This window comes from Mucilaginibacter rigui (genome assembly GCF_014773275.1).
GTDB lineage: Bacteria > Bacteroidota > Bacteroidia > Sphingobacteriales > Sphingobacteriaceae > Mucilaginibacter > Mucilaginibacter rigui_A.
On record NZ_JACWMW010000003.1, the window covers coordinates 496,632 to 516,291 of the forward strand.

A 19,660-nucleotide genomic window follows, 5' to 3' on the forward strand; every position below is an offset into this window, starting at 1 on the left:
CATTTTAATACACTTATATCTAAAGTCTGCAGTTTATAATATATTTATTTAAGTAAAAACTGCTTAGTGTGGGTGCCCGAATAGTTCGCGGCATTTCCGGGCTATGGCTAATTCTTCATTTGTTGGAACAACTAATACGCGTGTCCGTGCAGCACCAGTACTCAAATCACGCACCCCGATTTTGTGTTTCGCATTCTCATAACTATCAAGGCTTATCCCAAGGAAATCCATTTCCCTGCAAACCAGCTCGCGGGTAAGTGCATCATTCTCGCCTATACCAGCCGTAAAAACTATTGCATCCAAACCGTTTAAAGCGGCTGCGTATGCGCCGATAAATTTTTTAATGCGGTAAGTATAAAGTCTATAGGCCAGCTTTGCTGCGGTATCGCCGGCAGCATACAGCTCGCTCACGTCACGCATATCACTATGCCCGCTTAATCCTTTCATACCGCTTTGCCTGTTTAACAGGTCAGAGATTTGAGCACTGGTGTAGCCCTTCTGCTCGCTCAGATATAGCAATACAGAGGGGTCAATAGTACCGCAACGGGTGCCCATAACCAAACCGTCTAACGGTGTCATGCCCATACTTGTGTCTATACAGCGGCCACCATGTACGGCCGCCATGCTGCAACCGTTACCCAAATGAATCGTGATCAGTTTTGCGTCCGGTTTGCCGAGGTAAGCGGCGGCCTCGCGCGAAACAAATTCATGACTGATGCCATGGAAACCATAAACCCGTATCGCGTCCTCCGTGTAGAAATGTTCAGGGATAGCGTAGCGATAAGCCTCTGCAGGCAGCGTTTGGTGAAAAGCGGTATCAAACACTACCACCTGCAGCGCCCGGGGGAACAGGGCCTCGGCAACTTCAATGCCTTTAACGTGGCCCGGGTTGTGCAGCGGTGCCAGATCGTACAGGGCAATGATCTTTTCTTTAACCTCTGGGGTGATGACCGTTGTAGCAGTAAGCGTTTCCCCTCCATGTACTACACGGTGGCCTACAATAGCAATATCGCCCTGGTTTTTGATTACGGCAATATCCGGGCGGGTGAGCAGCGCGGTAAGTGCGGTCATGCCTGCGGCATGGTCGGGAACCGGCTCATCAAGCCGGATCGTCTGTTGCCGGCCTTCAGCCAGCAACTTGTGCGTGATCTGACTTGTTTGTTGTCCGATGCGCTCGATAAGACCGCTGCAGAGAGCTTCGTCCGAGTCAACGGGAAAAAGTTGATATTTGATAGAGCTGCTGCCCGAATTAATTACCAGTGTATACATCGTTATAAGTTGAATTTAAAGGACTGCGTCTTGTGCCTGTATAGCGGTTATGATCACGGTGTTGAAAACATCGTCTACGGTGCAGCCGCGGCTGAGATCATTTACCGGTTTGTTGAGTCCTTGTAACATTGGGCCAATAGCCAGCGCACCGGTCTCACGCTGTACTGCCTTATAAGTATTGTTACCGGTATTCAAGTCGGGGAATATCAGCACACTCGCCTGCCCGGCCACGGTGGAGCCTGGCAGTTTTTGCCTTCCAACCAGGGGATCAACGGCGGCATCATACTGTATTGGCCCTTCGATTTTGATATCCGGCCGTTTTTCCTGAACGATTAGTGTTGCCTTGCGTACCTTGTCGACGTCTGCGCCGGTGCCGGATGTGCCGGAAGAGTAAGAAAGCATGGCGACACGCGGCTCGATGCCGAAACGTTTACTATTATCGGCAGAAGAAATGGCGATCTCTGCCAATTCCTCGGAGGTAGGATCAGGATTTACCGCGCAATCGCCGAATACCGATACCCGGTCTGAAAGGCACATAAAGAAAACCGAAGATACGGTAGATATACCAGGCCGTGTCTTGATAAATTGCAAGGCCGGGCGAATGGTATGCTGGGTGGTGTGCACAGCACCTGATACCATGCCATTCGCCTCGCCTTTATAAACCATCATAGTACCGAAATAGGATACATCTGTCATCAGGTCGCGCGCCATTTCTAAGGTTACGTTTTTGTTCTTGCGTAATTCATATAGCGTACGCACATACTCCTCATATTGTGGGGCGTTGGCCGGATCTACGATCCTGATCTGCCGAAGATTCAGATCAATGCCCAGCCGTTTGACAGATGCTGCAATCTCTACAGGGTCTCCAAGTAATATCAGATTGACCAGTTGCTGTGCGATAAGTCGTGCTGCTGCCTGTAGGATACGGTCATCATTCCCTTCCGGCAAAACGATTGTCTTTTTCTGGCGCTTAGCCCACTGTGCCAGTTGATACTGAAACATGTGCGGCGTCATGGCATCCGAATGAAAGGTTACGATTTTTTTATTCAGTACATCAAGGTCAATATAGCGGTTAAAGGTGTCGATGGCAAGCTGTATCTTTTTATGCTGACCGGGCCGTATTCGCGAACGCACCGCAGCAACTTTATTTGTGGTTTCAAAAGTGCCTGTATCCACCGTCATGATCGGCACAATATGTTGCAAACCTTCTATCAAATGCATCACGGGCGGGTCTGGCGCGGTGGCTGCGGTCAATACTATGCCGGCTACCCTGGGGTAACTGGAAGATAGGTTTGCCTGAAGGGAGCAAATAACAATATCGCCCCGGTCGCCAGGAGTTACTATCAGTACGTTTTCTTTCAAGTAATTCAAGAAATTAGGTACCTGCATCGCCCCGGTCACAAAATTATCTACCGGGCCTTCAAGTAAATCCTCGCCGAACAGTATTTTGCCCTGTAATTGTTCAAATATTTCGCCTACCGTAGGGCTCTCAAGGGCTTTATCACTTGGGATGACCGATGCCAGAACCGTCTCCGGAAGCTGCGACGCAAGTAATACACGAATATCATCGGCATGTTCGGGTTGTACCCGGTTAACGATCACGGCAACTACCTTAATATCCTGGCCCTGGTAGGCCTGCCAGAAATTAAGCGCTTCCTGCAAAATATCAGCTATTGATTTGTGATGACCCGAAACCAGCAGTATGACGGGTGCATTAAGGTTTTTAGCGATAAGCTTGTTCGTTTCAAATTCAAAAGCAGTTGCCTGGCCGGCGAAATCGCTGCCTTCCACGATGGTAAAGTCTGAGGAGGTTTCCATCGCTTTAAAACGGCTGATAATGGTATCAAGCATTTCTCCGTTACGCTGTTCCTTCACCAGGTCTAATGCTTCCTGCCGGGTAAATACGCAGGCATCTGCATAAGTTTGCTGCAATTGGAAATGGCTGATGACTGTTTCTATATGACTGTCTTTCTGGCCCTCCGGGCCGGCATTGATAACGGGTTTTAAATAGCTGATCTTTTGTGCTCTCCCAAGCAGCATATTCACAAGCCCAAGGGCGATAATAGATTTGCCACTATATGGCTCGGCAGAGGCGATAAAAATACTTTTTGTCAAAATTGGTGTACTTGTTTTTTTGTCAGGCCGCCCATTTATTATAGATCAGCCCGTATTTTATAGATTTTAATGTGTTTAGAGCGCCCGCAACAGCTGTTTGCAAGCTAATAAATTCTTCAACCAATTGAAGGGTGATCACAATTTCAGATAGAACGATTAAACCTTCCAATTTGTTTAAAAATTCGTGGGTTGAGTCGTTCAGCTTTTGTCGGGCCGACCCCACCTCATTCAGGCGGGCGGTTAGGTTGTTTAAAATATTTCCGGAGGCTGATAAAGCCAATTGGTTGCGCAGAAACCGTTCTTCACTTTCCAGAAAGTCGAGGTCACTCAACCATTGCTTGGCGGTTAAATAAAGTTCCTGTAACTCTACTGCCAGTACTTCATCCTTTATTTCGGTATTCATCTTCTTGATTTTAATACCACAAATGTCGGGTTTGGCAACTACTGATTTAACGATAGCCGTCATCTATAAAAATGAGTATGGTCACACATTGTACCTGTTAAATAAGCATGCCGGATCCAGGGGCGTTTGGTGGCTCTCACCACGTTTTTAGGAATGAAGAAGATGCAGTTAATGAAAGAGGAATGATCTAAAGTATTTCATTTACTTTTCTTTCTGTTTATTAAATGTAAGCAAGGGAATCCGGCCGTAAGCGCCGTAAGTAACAAATGTTACCGTTTAACTTTTTTGCTGAAACTACTTTTGTTTCAAATAAAAAGTAAATGAACAGCACCAAGCATTTTTTAAAACTACTGGTATTGGCGGCACTCGCTAATACTGGTTTGTTTTCGGCAGCACTGGCGCAGCAAAATGCCAAAAACATAAGCCTGAGCGAAGCTATAACAGCTACCTTAGCCAATAACAGCAATATTCAACAGGCCGGGCTGGATAGAAACATCGCTGCGGCAAATTACCGGCAAACCGAGGCTATCTTCCTGCCTCAGGCCGATCTGTCTTACACAGCTATGAGCACCAATAATCCACTCAATGCCTTCGGTTTTAAACTACAGCAGGGCAGCATTACTCAAAATGACTTTAACCCCGCTTTGTTAAATCACCCGTCGGCAACACCCGATTACATGGCTCAACTTGAGTTGAAACAGCCTTTGCTCAATGTAGATATGTTGTACATGCGTAAAGGAGCCCAAAAACAAACTGAAGTTTACGAATATAAAGCTCAGCGTACCCGGGAGTATATGACTTTTGAAACTACCAAAGCTTACCTCCAATTGCAGCAAACCTACCAAGCTGTTAAGGTTTTGACAGAGGCTTACCAAACCGCAAAGTTGGTGTATAAATACACTAATGATCATTTTAAGCAGGGTTTGATCCAGAAGTCGGACCTGCTGAACGCGCAGGTGCATGTTACTTCAGTACAAAGTAACCTTGCCAAAGCCCAGAGCAACATCCGTAATGCGTCAGATTACCTGAGTTTGTTGATGGGGCAGCCCATGGGCACAATCTATATGACCGGTGATGAGCCGCAATCCAGCTTGCCCGTTACCGATAGCACCCAAAAAGTATTTGCGAACCGGTCAGACTTTATGGCGATGCAAAAGGCTATAGATGCATCGGACCTGATGATCAAATCCAGCCAGATGAGCTACCTCCCTAAACTAAACGCCTTTGGCAATTACCAGTATAATGACAGCCGCCTAACCGGTTTCGGTGCCAACGCTTATTTGGTTGGGATCCGGTTATCATGGAACCTGTTTAACGGCAATAAAACCAAACACGTGATTTCAGCGCAGAAACTGGAACGGCAGAAACTGGCCATGCAATTAGCCCAGCAAAAAGACCAAAGCCAGTTGGAACTGGATAAAGCCTGCCGGGACCTGTCTGATGCCCGTTTTGAAATCGTCCGGGACCAGGCAGCCATCGATCAGTCGGCCGAAGCATTGAGGATATTGCAGAACCGCTATCAGCAAGGACTGGTCAATACTACTGATGTGCTGACTGCAAATACCCAGTTGTCCCAATTAAAATTTTCGCTTGCCCAGGCGCAGTTTACGGCCAGGGTAACTCGTGCCTACATTGAGCTATTAACCTCTACTACCACCACCAAATAAACCATCTGAACATGAAAAAATATATTAACAGGAACCGGGTTTTAAAACTACTCACCGCTATAGTGGCGCTGGCCATTAGTTCCTGCTCATCCAATGTTAAAAAGGAAACACGCAGCAGTGCCGATACCGCAATATTAGTTACGGTTAGCCTGCCTGCCGCGGATGCCCAACAGAGATTAACGGTGAGCGGCCGGGTAGAAGCCGGTCAAACAGCCAACATCAGCACCCGGGTAATGGGTTATATCACTAAAATCTATGTTAAGGTAGGCGACCCGGTAAATAAGGGTCAACTATTGGCAACCATCAGCAACGATGACATACTGGCCAAGCGGGCACAGACAAACGCCATGATAGCGCAAGCTGATGCCGCTTTTAAAAATGCGCAAAAAGACTACGACCGTTTTACGACGCTATATAAACAGCAAAGCGCCTCTGCCAAAGAACTGGACAACATCGCGCTGCAATACCAATCGGCCCGATCAGGCCTGGAAGCCGCTAAGCAGCAACGTAACGAAGTAAACGCAATGTTGAACTATACCAACCTAACCGCGCCTTTTAACGGAACGGTTACTCAGAAAATGATGGATGCCGGCAGTATGGCCAATCCCGGAATGCCGCTGCTTACCATTGAACAGACCGGCAGCTACCAGGTAAGTGCGTCGGTACCGGAAAGCGAGATCGGCCTGGTAAAGCAAGGTGCATTGGTAACGGTAAATATCGATGCTGTTCATAAAATTATCAATGGCAAAATAGCACAGGTCAGCCAGTCTTCTGCAAACAGCGGCGGGCAATTCCTCATCAAAATAGATATCCCGGATAATGAAAAGAAAGGGCTGTTTGCCGGTATGTATGCCAATGTAAGTATCCCGGTAGCAACGGCCATCAAAGCTACAGCCGGTACACAGGTAATGGTGCCGGTAGCTGCTATTCAATATAAAGACCAGTTGACCGGTTTATATACCATTGGCAGTAGCCATTCCGCCTTGCTCCGTTGGGTAAGGCTGGGCAGAATACAAGGGAACCAGGTGGAAGTATTAAGCGGGCTGGCAGCAAATGAACAATTTATTGTTAGCGCAGATGGTAGATTATATAACGGTGCCCCCGTTAAAATTAAATAAAGACATGAAAGAAGGATTTGCAGGAAATATAGCGAAGGCATTTATACAGTCGAAATTAACAATACTGTTGATGCTTGCCTTTTTACTCATCGGTGGTTATAGTACGTTCCTGATCCCGCGTGAGGAGGAACCACAGATACAAGTGCCAATGGCCGATATATTTATCGGATACCCCGGCGCATCCCCAAAAGATGTGGAAACCAAAGTTGCCGCACCAATTGAAAAAATGATCTCAAATATAAAGGGGGTTGAATACGTGTATTCTACTTCGTTACAGGGGCAAGCGATGGTGATCGTTCAGTTTAACGTGGGCGAAGACGTAGAACGTTCGTTAGTAAAGCTGTACAGCGAGCTGATGAAGAATATGGATAAAATGCCGCAGGGTGTTACGATACCATTGATCAAGACCAGGGCAATTGATGATGTGCCGGTGTTAGGCCTGACCCTTTGGAGCGATAAGTACGACGATTACCAGCTGAAGCAGATGGGCCAGGAACTGGCGAATGAGATCAAAAAAATAAACGATGTATCAGATGTCAACATCATTGGTGGCCGCAACCGGGAGGTAAAAGTATTGCTGGATAAAAATAAAATGGCCGAAAGCCATGTTGACTTTTTATCATTAAGCAAACAAATACAAGGCAGCAACATGCAATTGCCTGCCGGCACATTGCTCCGGAAGGATACCGCATTTTCTGTAGAAACCGGAAATTTCCTCACTTCATCAGATGATGTTGGTAATTTGGTAGTGGGAATTGACCAGCAGCAGCCGGTTTACCTGAAGCAGATAGCCAAAGTGGACGAAGGTGCCGAAACCCCCAGCCAATATGTGCTTTTTGGCTATGGCAAAGCCGATACTAAAAATGCAGCTGTGTTCAGATCCAATTACCCGGCCATCACCCTTTCTGTAGCCAAAAAGAAAGGTGCGGACGCAATGAAACTTTCAGAACAGATTCTGGGTAAAGTAGAGCACTTAAAAACCAGTTTATTGCCTAATGATGTGCATTTAACCGTTACCCGTAACTATGGCGAAAGTGCATCAGACAAGGTAGGTGAACTACTGCTCCACCTGTTTATCGCAATTGTGGTGGTAACGGTATTTGTAATGCTGGCCATGGGCTGGCGCGGTGGCTTGGTGGTATTTCTGTCTGTGCCGGTAACCTTTGCGCTTACGCTGTTTGCGTACTACTTTATGCATTACACACTAAACCGCATTACGCTGTTCGCGCTGGTGTTTATTACGGGTATAGTAGTTGATGATTCTATCATCATAGCGGAGAACATGCACCGGCACTTTAAAATGAAGAAGCTGCCGCCTTTACAGGCTGCGATATATGCTATCAATGAGGTAGGGAATCCTACAATTTTGGCTACGTTTACGGTGATCGCTGCGGTATTGCCAATGGCTTTTGTATCCGGTATGATGGGGCCTTACATGAGCCCAATGCCTATCGGTGCTTCTATCGCCATGATCTTATCGCTGATTGTTGCGCTCACTTTAACCCCATACCTGGGTTACATTTTTCTGCGCGGAAAACAAAATGATGGTACCGCACCCGAAGAAAGCAAACCCAAATTGCTTGAAGAAACCCGCATTTATAAAATATACCGGTCTTCCATCCAGCCATTACTTGAAACCCGCTGGAAACGCTGGACATTTATCCTGAGCATCGTAGTAATCCTGTTTGCATCATTATCAATGTTCTACACCAAAGCGGTTGCGGTTAAAATGCTGCCCTTTGATAATAAGAATGAGTTTCAGGTGGTAATTGATATGCCGGAAGGCACTACGCTGGAGAAAACACAGGCAGTAGCCAAAGACATCGGCTCCTATGTTTCCGGGCAATCACTCGTCAGGAATTACGAAACTTATATCGGCACTTCAGCGCCAATTAGCTTCAACGGGTTGGTGCGTCATTACGATCTTAGAAAAGGAGACAATGTAGCCGACATCCAGGTTAACCTGGTGGATAAAAAAGATCGCAGCATTCAGAGCCACGGCATTGCCAAAGAAATGCGCGGCCCCATACAAGCCATTGCTGCAAAATACCGTGCTAACGTCAAGATAGTGGAAGTTCCGCCCGGCCCTCCTGTACTGTCAACCTTAGTGGCTGAAATTTATGGCCCCGACTATAACGAGCAGATCAAGGTAGCCAAGCAGGTGAAAAACCTCATGAACAAAACATCTAATGTAGTAGATGTGGACTGGATGGTAGAAGATGACCAACCCGAGTATCACATTGAAGTTAACAAAGAAAAAGCGATGCGTTATGGTATTGCTACTGCGCAGGTCGCCGCAACTGTTAATGCGGGTTTATCTGGTATGCCGGTGGGCAACATTGCCCGGCCAGCCGCCTATAACCAAACTGCCATTAAACTGCAATTGAGCGATGCAGATAAAAGCAGTATGGACGATGTGCTGAATTTAAAGCTGATAGGGATGCAGGGTAATACCGTGCCGGTAAAAGACCTGGTTACCGTAACCCGGCAGATGAGGCCCAAAAGCATCTACCGCAAAAACCAGAAAGAAGTGGTTTATGTGCTGGGCGATATGGCGGGCAACCTGGAAAGCCCTTCTTATGCGATCTCAGACGTTTCCGAGCATTTAAAAACGGTAAGCATCCCCAAAGGTTTCTCGCTGAAAGAGGAATACACTCATCAGCCTGAATTGGAAGATAATTACAGCCTGAAATGGGACGGTGAATGGCAGATCACATTCGAGGTGTTCCGCGACCTTGGGATCGCATTCGCGGTAGTGATCATCATGATCTATATCCTCATCGTAGGCTGGTTCCAGAATTTTACCGTGCCACTGGTGATGCTGGCTGCAATACCATTATCCCTCATCGGCATTGTTTTAGGCCACTGGATGCTGCATGCTTATTTTACCGCGACCTCCATGATCGGTTTTATAGCGCTGGCCGGGGTGATGGTGCGTAATTCGATATTGCTTATCGACTTTATCAATATCAGGCTGGATGAGGGCATCCCGCTTAAACAGGCGATTATTGAAGCCGGTGCCGTACGTACCACGCCGATATTATTGACCGCCGGTGCTGTGGCTTTAGGCGCAGTGATCATCTTGTTTGACCCGATCTTTCAGGGGCTGGCCATCTCGCTGATGGGCGGTACGGTTACCTCCACTTTTTTAACGCTGATTGTGGTACCGCTGCTGTACTTTAAAATGATGCGTAAAACACACCTTAACCCTAAAAAAACAGAATTATGAAAATATTGATCGTAACCTGCCTGAAAGAATATTTAAAAGACGTTGCCCGGATCTTTAAACAATCAAATATCGATGTTTTCAGTACTAATGAGATCACCGGGCACCGGGATATTACCACAGGTAACCTGCTTGAGGAGTGGTTTGCCAGTGGTGGCGAAAATGCAGATTCAATGATGATCTTCACTTTTACCGCAGCAGCAAATGCCGGGAAAGGCCTTGAACTGATTAAAATTTATAACGAAAAGCTTAAGGGGGATTTTCCCATCCGGGCATTTATTATGCCGGTAGAGAGGGCTGTATAAACTTAAAAAACAAATAATGATGAAAGAACGAATTGTACGTGCCGTTGCCGGCACCATTGTGTTAACAAGCATAGCGCTGGCTTACACCGTAAATATCAACTGGCTATGGTTGGGTTTATTTGTAGGGGCTAATTTGCTGCAATCTGCATTTACAAAATTTTGCCCGCTGGAACTGATCTTAAAGGCGGCGGGTATAAAAAATTGATGGATTAAAAATTAAATTATAAGATCATGAATATATTTAAACAACTATTTGGAGGTACGCCCGATGTTGGGTTGGAACCTTTGATAAAAGGAGGTGCATTTATAGTTGACGTACGCACAGCAGGCGAATTTGCCGGTGGGCACGCTAAAGGTGCTATCAACATCCCGCTGGATCAGTTAGCATTACAACTGCCTAAGTTTAAAAACAAAAAAAGCATTGTTGTGTGCTGCCAGAGCGGTGGCAGGAGCGGGCAGGCTAAAACAATATTGGAAAAGAACGGCTTTACGAATGTAGTGAACGGTGGAAGCTGGAATAATGTGGCCCAATACTGTTAACTTAGCTGCATGGATGAACCTGTTAATTTAGCCTTTGCATTTGAACCGGCCCTCATGCAGGAAATTGAGGAATTCGGCGAACTGCGTTCTTTTAAAGACGGCGAACTGGTAATGGACTACGGCAAATATATCAGGATGATGCCGCTCGTTGTTCAGGGTACGCTAAAGGTTTTGAAAAAGGATGATAACGGCAACGAAATATTGCTTTATTACTTGTCAAGCAGCGAAACCTGTTCCATGGCTTACAGCTGTTGCCTGGAGGAAAAGAAAAGCGAAGTGAAAGCTATTGCAGAAGGCAACCTCACCATTATTGCGATACCCCATAGCAAGCTGGATGAATGGTTATGCAAATATCCCAGCTGGAAAAACTACATTATGCGGAGCTTTAACGAGCGTTTCTCCGAGATGTTGAAATCCATAGAAAGCATTGCTTTTCATAAATTGGATGACCGGCTGATCGCATACCTCAAAGAAAAGAAAAGATTGTCCGGTTCCAGTGTGATCAAAGCTTCCCATTACCAGATCGCTGATGAACTGGCCACCTCCAGAGTGGTTATTTCCCGTCTGCTTAAAATATTGGAAAATAACGGTAAAATTCTGTTATACCGCAATGAGATCAAGCTGCTGAATAATTTTGACCTCTAAAGCTGTGTAAAATAGGTTGGTTCCCTGTGGTACGCTAACTAATTGACTGTTATAATGATTAATTTAAAAAGTGTTGATATTCACTACTTTATTCATAAAGTAGTGAGGCATCCCCGTAAAACCTTTTTTTAATAAATTGATCTGATAGCTGCTTATCATTATTACTAAGCCGTGACCCCTGCGGACAGGATTGATGCTTATTTTTGCCGGTAAATAATCAAGCTAAGGATGAAGAAGATAGGATTTTTATCATTTGGGCATTGGTCAGACCATCCCGCCTATAAAACCCGTACTGCAGGTGATACTTTACTACAGTCTATTGATCTGGCTGTAGCTGCAGAAGAAATTGGTTTGGATGGTGCCTATTTCAGGGTCCATCATTTTGCGCGCCAGTTAGCTTCCCCATTTCCCTTGCTTTCGGCCATTGGTGCTAAAACAAGCAAAATAGAGATTGGGACCGGAGTAATTGATATGCGCTATGAAAACCCCCTCTACATGGTAGAAGATGCCGGCGCTGCTGACCTGCTATCCGGTGGGCGGTTACAATTAGGTATCAGCCGGGGTTCGCCAGAGCAAGTTATTGAGGGCTGGCGTTATTTTGGTTATGAACCTGCTGAAGGTGAAACCGATGCCGATATGGGGCGACAAAAGGCTATGGATTTTTTGGATAAATTAAAAGGTGTAGGTTTTGCCCAACCTAATCCACATCCAATGTTTCCGAATCCGCCAGGCCTGTTACGCCTTGAGCCGCATTCAGACGGGTTGCGCGAACGCATCTGGTGGGGCGCTGCCTCTAACGCTACCGCGGTTTGGGCAGCCGAAAACGGTATGAACCTGCAAAGCTCAACCTTAAAGTTCGATGAAAGCGGCAAACCTTTTCATATCCAGCAGGCCGAACAAATAAGATTGTATAAAGAAGCCTGGAAAAAAACAGGGCACGGGCGCGAACCAAGGGTTTCGGTAAGCCGCTCCATTTTTGCCCTGGTGACAGAACAGGACAGATATTACTTTGGGCAGCAAGGAAAAGCATCTGATAGCTTTGGTTACATAGAAGCTGATAAACGGGCGGTTTTCGGAAAAAGCTATGCAGCCGAACCCGATAAGCTCATCAAAGAATTAGCCGGTGACGAAGCAATACAAGAAGCAGATACATTGCTTTTAACCATACCGAACACTTTGGGCGTTGATTACAATGTTCATGTAATCTCTGCCATTTTAGAACACATTGCCCCTGCACTGGGTTGGCGCTAAATAGCGGCAGGTTTCTTTTTCTTCGGAAATAAAAGGTGTAAGATATCTTAAAAACAGCCGGGAAATCTCCCGGCTGTTTTATTTAGTAAGCCTTTTTAAGGGTGATAACGGCAACTTCCGGCCACATGCCTATACGGCCTTTAAGGCCCAGAAAACCAAATCCGCGGTTTACGTACAAGTATTTTCCGGCTTGTTCATAAAGCCCGGCCCACTGCTTGTAAACATATTTAATTGGGCTCCATTTAAATTTAAAAAGCTCAATGCCGAACTGCATACCGTGTGTGTGCCCTGCAAACGTTAAATGGATATGTTTGTGATGCCCCAGTGTTACCGCATCCCAATGCGATGGGTCATGTGACATCAGGATATTAAAACTTCCGTCAGCAATACCGTTTGCCGCCTTTTCCAGGTCGCCATATTTGTGGAAACCGCCTTTGCCCCAGTTCTCCACACCGATCAGGGTGATAGATTGCCCGTCTTTGTTAACACTTACCGATTCGTTTAGCAATAACTTAAAACCAATATCACCATGTACCTGCTTTAAACGAACAAGGTTATGCTGCTTTGCAGTTTCACTTTCCCAGCGTACATAGTCGCCGTAATCATGGTTGCCCAATACAGAGAACTTGCCGTATGCAGCCTGGAGTTTAGAGAATGCCGGGATCCAGCGATCCATCTCCGAAGCTTTATTATTGACCAGATCGCCTGTGAAAAGAATAACGTCGCTGGCCTGGGCGTTCACCAGGTCGAGCCCCTTTTGTACACCGCTATCGCTGGTGAAACTGCCCGAATGGATATCCGAGAGTTGGGTAACGCTAAAGCCATCAAAAGCCTCCGGCAGGTCAGGGAAATATAATGTTTCGCGCCGTACACGGTAAAAGTGCCGGCCGCGGGTAATGCCGAATAAAACCACAAAAAATATAACGGCGGCAAGTGCTACAGTTAATTCGCTTACCCAAATTGCGCGTTGCGGAAAGTCGCGGAAAAGGCGGGTGATGTCCTCAGCGAGTAACACTGGTAATGAGAACAGCCGGGGTACAAAGGTTAGCAGCATAAATGCCATTAACATGGTAATTAGCAGTTGGGCGGTTTTCCCGCTGCGCCGTACAAATATAATAGCAACCATGCCTGCGATGAGTACGAAGTCGATGAGGCGATAAGCAACATGAATGATTGGATTTGCGGTGAGCGTTTTAACAGCTTGAAAAAAGTAAATATCGGTCAATAACCAAATGATCAATATTAGTGGAAATCGTTTTGCCATAAGATAAAGACGACTATGGGCGCAAAACATTTTAAAAATAAATAATAGAAATGTAAAAACAGTGTAGTTAAATGGATGTGCATAGATAAATATTAGAGCCGGTTACCCGCTTAGTGTTTTTAAAGCGCGCTGGTTACTAAAACCCTTACTACCTATTGGGCTTAGCGGCACATTTGCTTTACCTTTGCAACGATGGATTATTTTAAAAACCTACTCTCGCTGCTTAAAACCGAGCGCGACGAAGACAGGGAATCGTACTTAAAACTTACACAAACAACATCAGTTACCGATAGGAGAGCGGCAGGGATAACCTGGTACCCAATTGCCATCCGCGGTTCAGAGCCAAGCCGCGGCGATTACCTGACGGTTGAAATTGAGCGCACTACAAATAAAGATATATCGCATCAGTTTAAGTTTGGCGCGCCGGCGGTGCTGTTCTCTAACCACGATGCCGGTACAGATCGCGTGGAAGGAACTATTGCCTACGCCAGCGCCGACCGCCTTAAAATAACCCTGTTTACCGATGAACTGCCAGACTGGTCGCGCAATGGCAAATTGGGTATCGAATTGCTTTTTGATAATAACAGCTACGATGAAATGCAGAACGCGCTTAAACAGGCTTCGGCATTAGCAGATAAACCTGAGGGTAAACTTATCCGTGTTTTAACGGGGCAGGCAGAACCCTCTTTCAACGAAATATACGAGGCCCCGATTGAAGGACTAAACCTATCTCAATATTCGGCTGCGCAAAAGGTATTGGCCGCACAGGATGTGGCCATTGTACACGGCCCCCCGGGCACGGGTAAAACTACTACCATTGTGCAGGCTATTAAACGCCTCATTAAACAGGATGGCAAACAGGTACTGGTTGTAGCGCCGAGTAATACTGCGGTTGATCTGTTGAGCGAAAAACTGGCGAATGAAGGCCTGAATGTGCTTCGGGTGGGTAACCCATCAAAGGTATCAGAAAAGCTGACCGCGCTTACGCTGGATAGCAAGATGGCCGCGCATGCTTATACAAAAGATATTAAACAGCTAAAAAAGCAGGCTGCAGGGTATAAAGATATGGCGCACAAATACAAACGCAGCTTTGGTAAAGCCGAACGCGACCAGCGCAAAGCTTTGTTTGATGAAGCGCACCGTATGATTAAAGATGTGGGCAAGATAGAACAGTTTATTATAGATGACCTGGTATCTAAGGCACAAGTAATTACGGCAACATTGGTAGGCAGTAACCACTATACCATACGCGACTTAAAGTTTAACACCGTTGTTATAGACGAAGCCGGCCAGGCGCTTGAACCCGCCTGCTGGATCCCCATATTAAAAGCACAAAAGCTTGTTATGGCGGGCGACCACTTCCAGCTACCGCCAACCATAAAATCGGTTAAAGCCGCTAACAACGGGTTTAGTACCACACTGCTTGAAAAATGCGCCGTACTGCACCCCAACGCGGTTACTTTACTGGATGAACAATACCGTATGAATGAGGCCATTATGGGTTTCTCATCAAAAGAGTTTTATGGCGACCGCCTAAAGGCAAATGCTTCTGTAGCCAAACAGTTACTTTTTGATGGTGATGAGCCAATGAGTTTGGTAGATACTGCCGGGTGTGGCTTTGATGAAAAGCCGGACGGCACAAGTTCTGTAAACCCCGAAGAAGCGGTATTCCTGTTGAAGCATTTGCAGCAACTGGCCGATACTATTGAAGCTAAAGGCACGCCTTTCCCTACTGTTGCTGTTATATCGCCTTACAAAAGCCAGATAAGGGTACTGAAAGAGTTGTTTGCAGCATCCGCGTTATTGCCCTATGTTGATAGGATCTCTATTAACACCATCGATAGTTTTCAGGGGCAGGAGCGGGATGTGGTATACATCAGCATGACGCGCAGTAACCCAGATGGTGTTATCGGTTTCCTGGCCGATACCCGACGGATGAATGTAGCCATGACCCGGGCACGCAAAAAGCTGGTGATCATAGGTGATAGCGCAACCATTACCCGTTTGCCGTTTTATGCGGATATGATGAGTTATACCGAGCAAATTGGCGGTTACCAAAGCGCCTGGGATTACATCAGTTAATCGGTACGATGATCCAAAAAGGCCTGCTCCGTTTTTGTTCCATTAGTAGAAAATATGGGGCAGGCCTTAAAAAAGTAACTATCTTAAATCAGGTATTATTTTAATAGCAATTTATTCTATTTCTGCTTTTATAGTTCCTAAAAAGGGCGTTCCAGGGCCGTAAAAAGGCGATTAAAAAGCGTTTTTTACCGCTATATTACCGGTGTTTTGTTTGTGCCATATGTCCCATTTAAAAAATGGAACAGAACGCGTTGTAAAATATTTTGTAAAACTCAAAAAATAGTTGCGTTTGCTTTGGTGTGTTTATAAGTTAATTAAACTTTATCCTTTATTCTTAGGATATTTAGCGCCTTCGGCATTAGCAAAATTGGGGTGAGTAACGTACAGGATAACCATATAACCGGCCATGTTTTTATTTTGAGGGATATCTCCTTACAGGATGTTACCGAGGTTGTTATTGCCAATAATTCCGCTTCAGGCGCTTACCCTGATGCCGGCCAGTACAAGGATGTTGCCCCAAAGCATATTGCGGTTAATGAGGGGGTATTTATCAACCAGGGTAACGGTACATTCCCGCCTGTGGGTGTTATGCAGCAAGCTGATGGGTTCCTGCTCACCTGTAATTGCGATAGCCTGCCGGGAAAACTATGTGAGCACCAGGCGCTTGTATTGGGTGCTATTACCCGCCGGGATGAGCTGGGGATCTTCTTTAATAAAAAGCTTCGCCACCAAAAGCTGAAACGGTCGGCTTATGATTACGGGCTGGAAAATGACCCCGACCTTGACCGTTATTTTAAACTGGATTACCAGCATAAAATTGTTAGCGTTAGCCCGGTAAGCACATCGTTAATGCCGGTTACAAAAGAAAGCTTATCTGGTTTGAGTGATTTGATCATACCAACCGTTCGTCACCGCGTTGAGGATGATGAACGAACAGTTTGTGTGGTTATTAAACAGCATAAATATTACCAGTACCTTTTCATCGAACTATACTATGCCCAAACTACAAAAGAAGGCAAGATCAAAAATCCAATGGCGCCGGTAAACCCCTTAGATCTGATCTGGGAAACGGAGGACAATAACCGGCTGAAGTTTTATACGGGCATCAACAAATTTCAAAACCACCTCAACTCCAAACGTACCGGGGAAGATATATTAGCATTGCGGGCCATTGCAAAAAATACACCCGGTTATCCCTTTTATTACCATGATAATGCACTATCAGAAAACATTACAGCAACATCTGTAGTGCCTGTTAAAATAGCTTTGTTTCCGCACGATGTGAAGTTAACAGTAAATACCAAAGGCCATTTTTTTGAGGTGTTGGGTTCGGTAAAAATTGGCCATACAGAATATCTGCTTAAAGATATTGACCTGCGGTTCAATTACTTTGTATTGCTGAATAATATCCTTTATCTGGTAGATAATCTGCAGGTATTGGCATTGATAGACCTGCTAAAGAAACGACCGGATAACTTATTGATACACCAATCTAAATTCACGGAGTTTAAGACCGGGTTTTTATCTAAACTTGAAGACAATATACTGGTTGCGTATAAGCACGTTAAACCTGCTACACCTGTTCAGTTGCAACAGCAGGGTTTTACAAAACAAACAGAGCAAATCATTTACCTGTCGGATTTTGGCAGCCATGTAATGTTGTTGCCTGTAATGCGTTACGGGGAGGCCGAGATCCCGGTACGCACCAAACGGATGATATATGGTAAGGATGCGAGGGGCAAAGAGTTTTTAGTTGAACGAAATGATAAAGCCGAACTGGCATTTATTGCCCTGCTCATTAAGCAGCATCCCTGGTTTCCGGAGCAACTGGAAGGCGACGACCTGCCTTACTTTTATCTGCATAAAAAATACTTTTTACAGGAAGATTGGTTTTTGAATGTGTTTGAGGATTGGATGGCCAATAATATCACCGTATTAGGATTTAACGAGTTAGAGGGGAATAAACTAAATCCAAATAAGGTGAATATTACTATAAGGGTATTAAGCGGCATTAACTGGTTCAACACAGAGGTAAACGTACGCTTTGGGCGTAAACGCGCAGCCTTAAAACAGGTGAATAAAGCCGTACGCAATAAAAGTAAATATGTGCAGCTTGACGATGGCACCTTGGGGATTTTGCCTGCAGAATGGATTGAAAAATTTGCCGAATATTTTAATTCGGGTGACATAGTGGATGATATGCTGCTTATACCCAAAACTAACTTTCAGACTGTAGCCGAGCTTTTTGACGATGCGATGCTGGATGAGGAGGCCAAAATAGATATCCGGAATTTGCAGCTAAAAGTATTGGATTTTGAATCGCTTAAAGATGTGGCTCTATCACCTGATTTTAAGGGCACTCTACGCCATTACCAACAACAAGGCCTAAATTGGCTCAATTTTTTAGACGACCTAAATTTTGGCGGCTGTTTGGCAGATGATATGGGGCTTGGAAAAACCCTACAAATTATTGCATTTATACTATCGCAAAGGGACAAGGTAAAGCATAACACCAATTTGCTGATTGTGCCCACCTCCTTAATATTTAACTGGCAAATGGAGCTGAAGAAGTTTGCACCGTCCATCCGTATCCATACTATTTATGGCGCCGACCGTATCAGGGATACTCATGAGTTTGATACATTCGAGGTGATATTAACATCCTATGGTACATTGCTTACAGATGTGAATTTTTTAAAGAGCTATCTGTTTAATTATATTTTTTTGGATGAATCACAGGCTATTAAAAATCCCGATTCGCAACGATATAAGGCTGTTAGATTGTTGAAAGCACGCAACCGAATTGCCATTACGGGGACACCTATAGAAAATAACACATTCGATTTATACGGCCAGCTTTCATTCGCTTGCCCCGGTTTGCTGGGCACAAAGCAGTACTTTAGGGACATTTATGCCGTACCTATTGACAAGTTTAAGAACAACAAACGTGCTGCAGAACTCCGGGCCAAAATAAAGCCATTTATTTTACGGCGTAGTAAACAACAGGTAGCCGAAGAACTGCCTGAAAAAACCGAGATGGTATTATATTGCGAATTACAGCCGCAGCAGCGTGGTATATACAATGCTTACGAAAAAGAGTTTAGGGAATATATCTCTGCCACTACAGATGATGTATTGAAACGCAGCCCGATGAATGTTTTGAAGGGCCTTACCCGCCTGCGTCAAATCTGTGATTCGCCCATGTTACTTAAAGGAGAAAAGCCACCGGGCGATGAATCGGCTAAGATATCGATGCTAATGGAGCAGATAGAAGGTAGATCGCCACAGCATAAAATACTGGTTTTTTCGCAGTTTGTGACCATGCTGGAACTGATCAAAAAAGAACTGATAGCGCGTGGTATCGGGTTCAGTTGGTTAACTGGAAGCAGCCGAAACCGAGAGGCTATAGTAAACGGTTTTCAAAACAACCCCGAGATACGCGTATTCCTTATTAGCCTAAAAGCTGGCGGCGTTGGTCTTAACCTAACCGAGGCCGATTATGTTTACCTGGTAGACCCATGGTGGAACCCCGCTGTAGAAAACCAGGCGATAGACCGATCGCACCGTATTGGCCAAAAGAATAACGTGGTAGCCGTAAGGCTGGTATGCCCAAATACGGTTGAGGAAAAAATAATGGAGATGCAGGAATCCAAGCAAAAGCTTGTTAACGACCTTATTAAAACAGATACTTCATTTCTGAAATCACTTTCAAAAACGGACATACTTGATTTGCTGCGTAGTTAATAGCCATATCGCCTTATTTATGGCAAAAGTA

Annotated in this window: 14 protein-coding genes; 10 read left to right on the top strand and 4 right to left on the bottom strand. The window is 45.3% G+C overall.

Annotated elements, in window-relative coordinates; genetic code table 11:
• Positions 1-63: 63 nt before the first annotated feature.
• The 3 genes from IDJ75_RS15705 to IDJ75_RS15715 are packed head-to-tail and all read right to left on the bottom strand — an operon-like array spanning position 64 to position 3,787.
• Positions 64-1,269, bottom strand: coding sequence for an acetate/propionate family kinase (locus tag IDJ75_RS15705; RefSeq protein ID WP_191176571.1), 1,206 nt, complete (start codon positions 1,267-1,269; stop codon positions 64-66).
• A gap of 15 nt (positions 1,270-1,284) precedes the next feature.
• Positions 1,285-3,384: a phosphate acetyltransferase gene (gene pta / locus IDJ75_RS15710; protein WP_191176572.1), complete on the bottom strand. Its 2,100-nt coding sequence runs from the start codon at positions 3,382-3,384 to the stop codon at positions 1,285-1,287.
• 22 nt (positions 3,385-3,406) lie between these two features.
• Positions 3,407-3,787 carry a hypothetical protein gene (locus IDJ75_RS15715; protein ID WP_191176573.1) on the bottom strand — a complete coding sequence of 127 codons (381 nt, stop codon included), beginning with the start codon at positions 3,785-3,787 and terminating at the stop codon, positions 3,407-3,409.
• Between the two features lie 320 nt (positions 3,788-4,107).
• Here IDJ75_RS15715 and IDJ75_RS15720 point away from each other — a divergent pair, with 320 nt between their 5' ends.
• From IDJ75_RS15720 to IDJ75_RS15755, 8 genes are all read left to right on the top strand, one after another.
• The gene (locus IDJ75_RS15720) at positions 4,108-5,454 is read left to right on the top strand and encodes a TolC family protein (protein ID WP_191176574.1); all 1,347 of its coding nucleotides are present in this window, start codon (positions 4,108-4,110) and stop codon (positions 5,452-5,454) included.
• Between the two features lie 11 nt (positions 5,455-5,465).
• Positions 5,466-6,572, top strand: a complete 1,107-nt coding sequence (locus tag IDJ75_RS15725) for an efflux RND transporter periplasmic adaptor subunit (RefSeq protein WP_191176575.1) — start codon at positions 5,466-5,468, stop codon at positions 6,570-6,572.
• A gap of 4 nt (positions 6,573-6,576) precedes the next feature.
• Positions 6,577-9,801, top strand: coding sequence for an efflux RND transporter permease subunit (locus IDJ75_RS15730; RefSeq protein WP_191176576.1), 3,225 nt, complete (start codon positions 6,577-6,579; stop codon positions 9,799-9,801).
• Positions 9,798-10,103 (top strand): hypothetical protein, encoded by a 306-nt coding sequence (locus IDJ75_RS15735; protein WP_191176577.1) that lies wholly within the window; start codon positions 9,798-9,800, stop codon positions 10,101-10,103. Before IDJ75_RS15730 ends, IDJ75_RS15735 begins: the two co-directional genes overlap by 4 nt.
• A gap of 16 nt (positions 10,104-10,119) precedes the next feature.
• A complete protein-coding gene (locus IDJ75_RS15740) occupies positions 10,120-10,308 on the top strand; it encodes a YgaP family membrane protein (protein ID WP_191176578.1) in 189 nt (62 codons plus the stop codon).
• A gap of 26 nt (positions 10,309-10,334) precedes the next feature.
• The gene (locus IDJ75_RS15745) at positions 10,335-10,643 is read left to right on the top strand and encodes a rhodanese-like domain-containing protein (RefSeq protein ID WP_191176579.1); all 309 of its coding nucleotides are present in this window, start codon (positions 10,335-10,337) and stop codon (positions 10,641-10,643) included.
• Between the two features lie 9 nt (positions 10,644-10,652).
• Positions 10,653-11,288 carry a Crp/Fnr family transcriptional regulator gene (locus IDJ75_RS15750; RefSeq protein WP_191176580.1) on the top strand — a complete coding sequence of 212 codons (636 nt, stop codon included), beginning with the start codon at positions 10,653-10,655 and terminating at the stop codon, positions 11,286-11,288.
• 228 nt (positions 11,289-11,516) lie between these two features.
• Complete coding sequence (locus IDJ75_RS15755) at positions 11,517-12,539, top strand: LLM class flavin-dependent oxidoreductase (RefSeq protein WP_191176581.1); 1,023 nt, start codon at positions 11,517-11,519, stop codon at positions 12,537-12,539.
• Positions 12,540-12,621: 82 nt separating this feature from the next.
• Here the strand turns inward: IDJ75_RS15755 and IDJ75_RS15760 are convergent, their stop codons facing one another.
• Complete coding sequence (locus tag IDJ75_RS15760; RefSeq protein WP_191176582.1) at positions 12,622-13,803, bottom strand: metallophosphoesterase; 1,182 nt, start codon at positions 13,801-13,803, stop codon at positions 12,622-12,624.
• 192 nt (positions 13,804-13,995) lie between these two features.
• Between IDJ75_RS15760 and IDJ75_RS15765 the strand changes: the two genes are divergently transcribed.
• Positions 13,996-15,885 carry an AAA domain-containing protein gene (locus tag IDJ75_RS15765; protein ID WP_191176583.1) on the top strand — a complete coding sequence of 630 codons (1,890 nt, stop codon included), beginning with the start codon at positions 13,996-13,998 and terminating at the stop codon, positions 15,883-15,885.
• A 372-nt stretch (positions 15,886-16,257) separates the two neighbouring features.
• Positions 16,258-19,629: a DEAD/DEAH box helicase gene (locus IDJ75_RS15770; RefSeq protein ID WP_317173784.1), complete on the top strand. Its 3,372-nt coding sequence runs from the start codon at positions 16,258-16,260 to the stop codon at positions 19,627-19,629.
• The last annotated feature ends 31 nt before the right edge of the window (positions 19,630-19,660 follow it).

Bases quoted from the DNA above. Each gene is read 5' to 3' on its own strand.
- IDJ75_RS15705 (WP_191176571.1), bottom strand. From the start codon at position 1,269: ATGTATACACTGGTAATTAATTCGGGCAGCAGCTCTATCAAATATCAA.
- IDJ75_RS15715 (WP_191176573.1), bottom strand. From the start codon at position 3,787: ATGAATACCGAAATAAAGGATGAAGTACTGGCAGTAGAGTTACAGGAA.
- IDJ75_RS15720 (WP_191176574.1), top strand. From the start codon at position 4,108: ATGAACAGCACCAAGCATTTTTTAAAACTACTGGTATTGGCGGCACTC.
- IDJ75_RS15725 (WP_191176575.1), top strand. From the start codon at position 5,466: ATGAAAAAATATATTAACAGGAACCGGGTTTTAAAACTACTCACCGCT.
- IDJ75_RS15730 (WP_191176576.1), top strand. From the start codon at position 6,577: ATGAAAGAAGGATTTGCAGGAAATATAGCGAAGGCATTTATACAGTCG.
- IDJ75_RS15735 (WP_191176577.1), top strand. From the start codon at position 9,798: ATGAAAATATTGATCGTAACCTGCCTGAAAGAATATTTAAAAGACGTT.
- IDJ75_RS15740 (WP_191176578.1), top strand. From the start codon at position 10,120: ATGATGAAAGAACGAATTGTACGTGCCGTTGCCGGCACCATTGTGTTA.
- IDJ75_RS15745 (WP_191176579.1), top strand. From the start codon at position 10,335: ATGAATATATTTAAACAACTATTTGGAGGTACGCCCGATGTTGGGTTG.
- IDJ75_RS15750 (WP_191176580.1), top strand. From the start codon at position 10,653: ATGGATGAACCTGTTAATTTAGCCTTTGCATTTGAACCGGCCCTCATG.
- IDJ75_RS15755 (WP_191176581.1), top strand. From the start codon at position 11,517: ATGAAGAAGATAGGATTTTTATCATTTGGGCATTGGTCAGACCATCCC.
- IDJ75_RS15760 (WP_191176582.1), bottom strand. From the start codon at position 13,803: ATGGCAAAACGATTTCCACTAATATTGATCATTTGGTTATTGACCGAT.
- IDJ75_RS15765 (WP_191176583.1), top strand. From the start codon at position 13,996: ATGGATTATTTTAAAAACCTACTCTCGCTGCTTAAAACCGAGCGCGAC.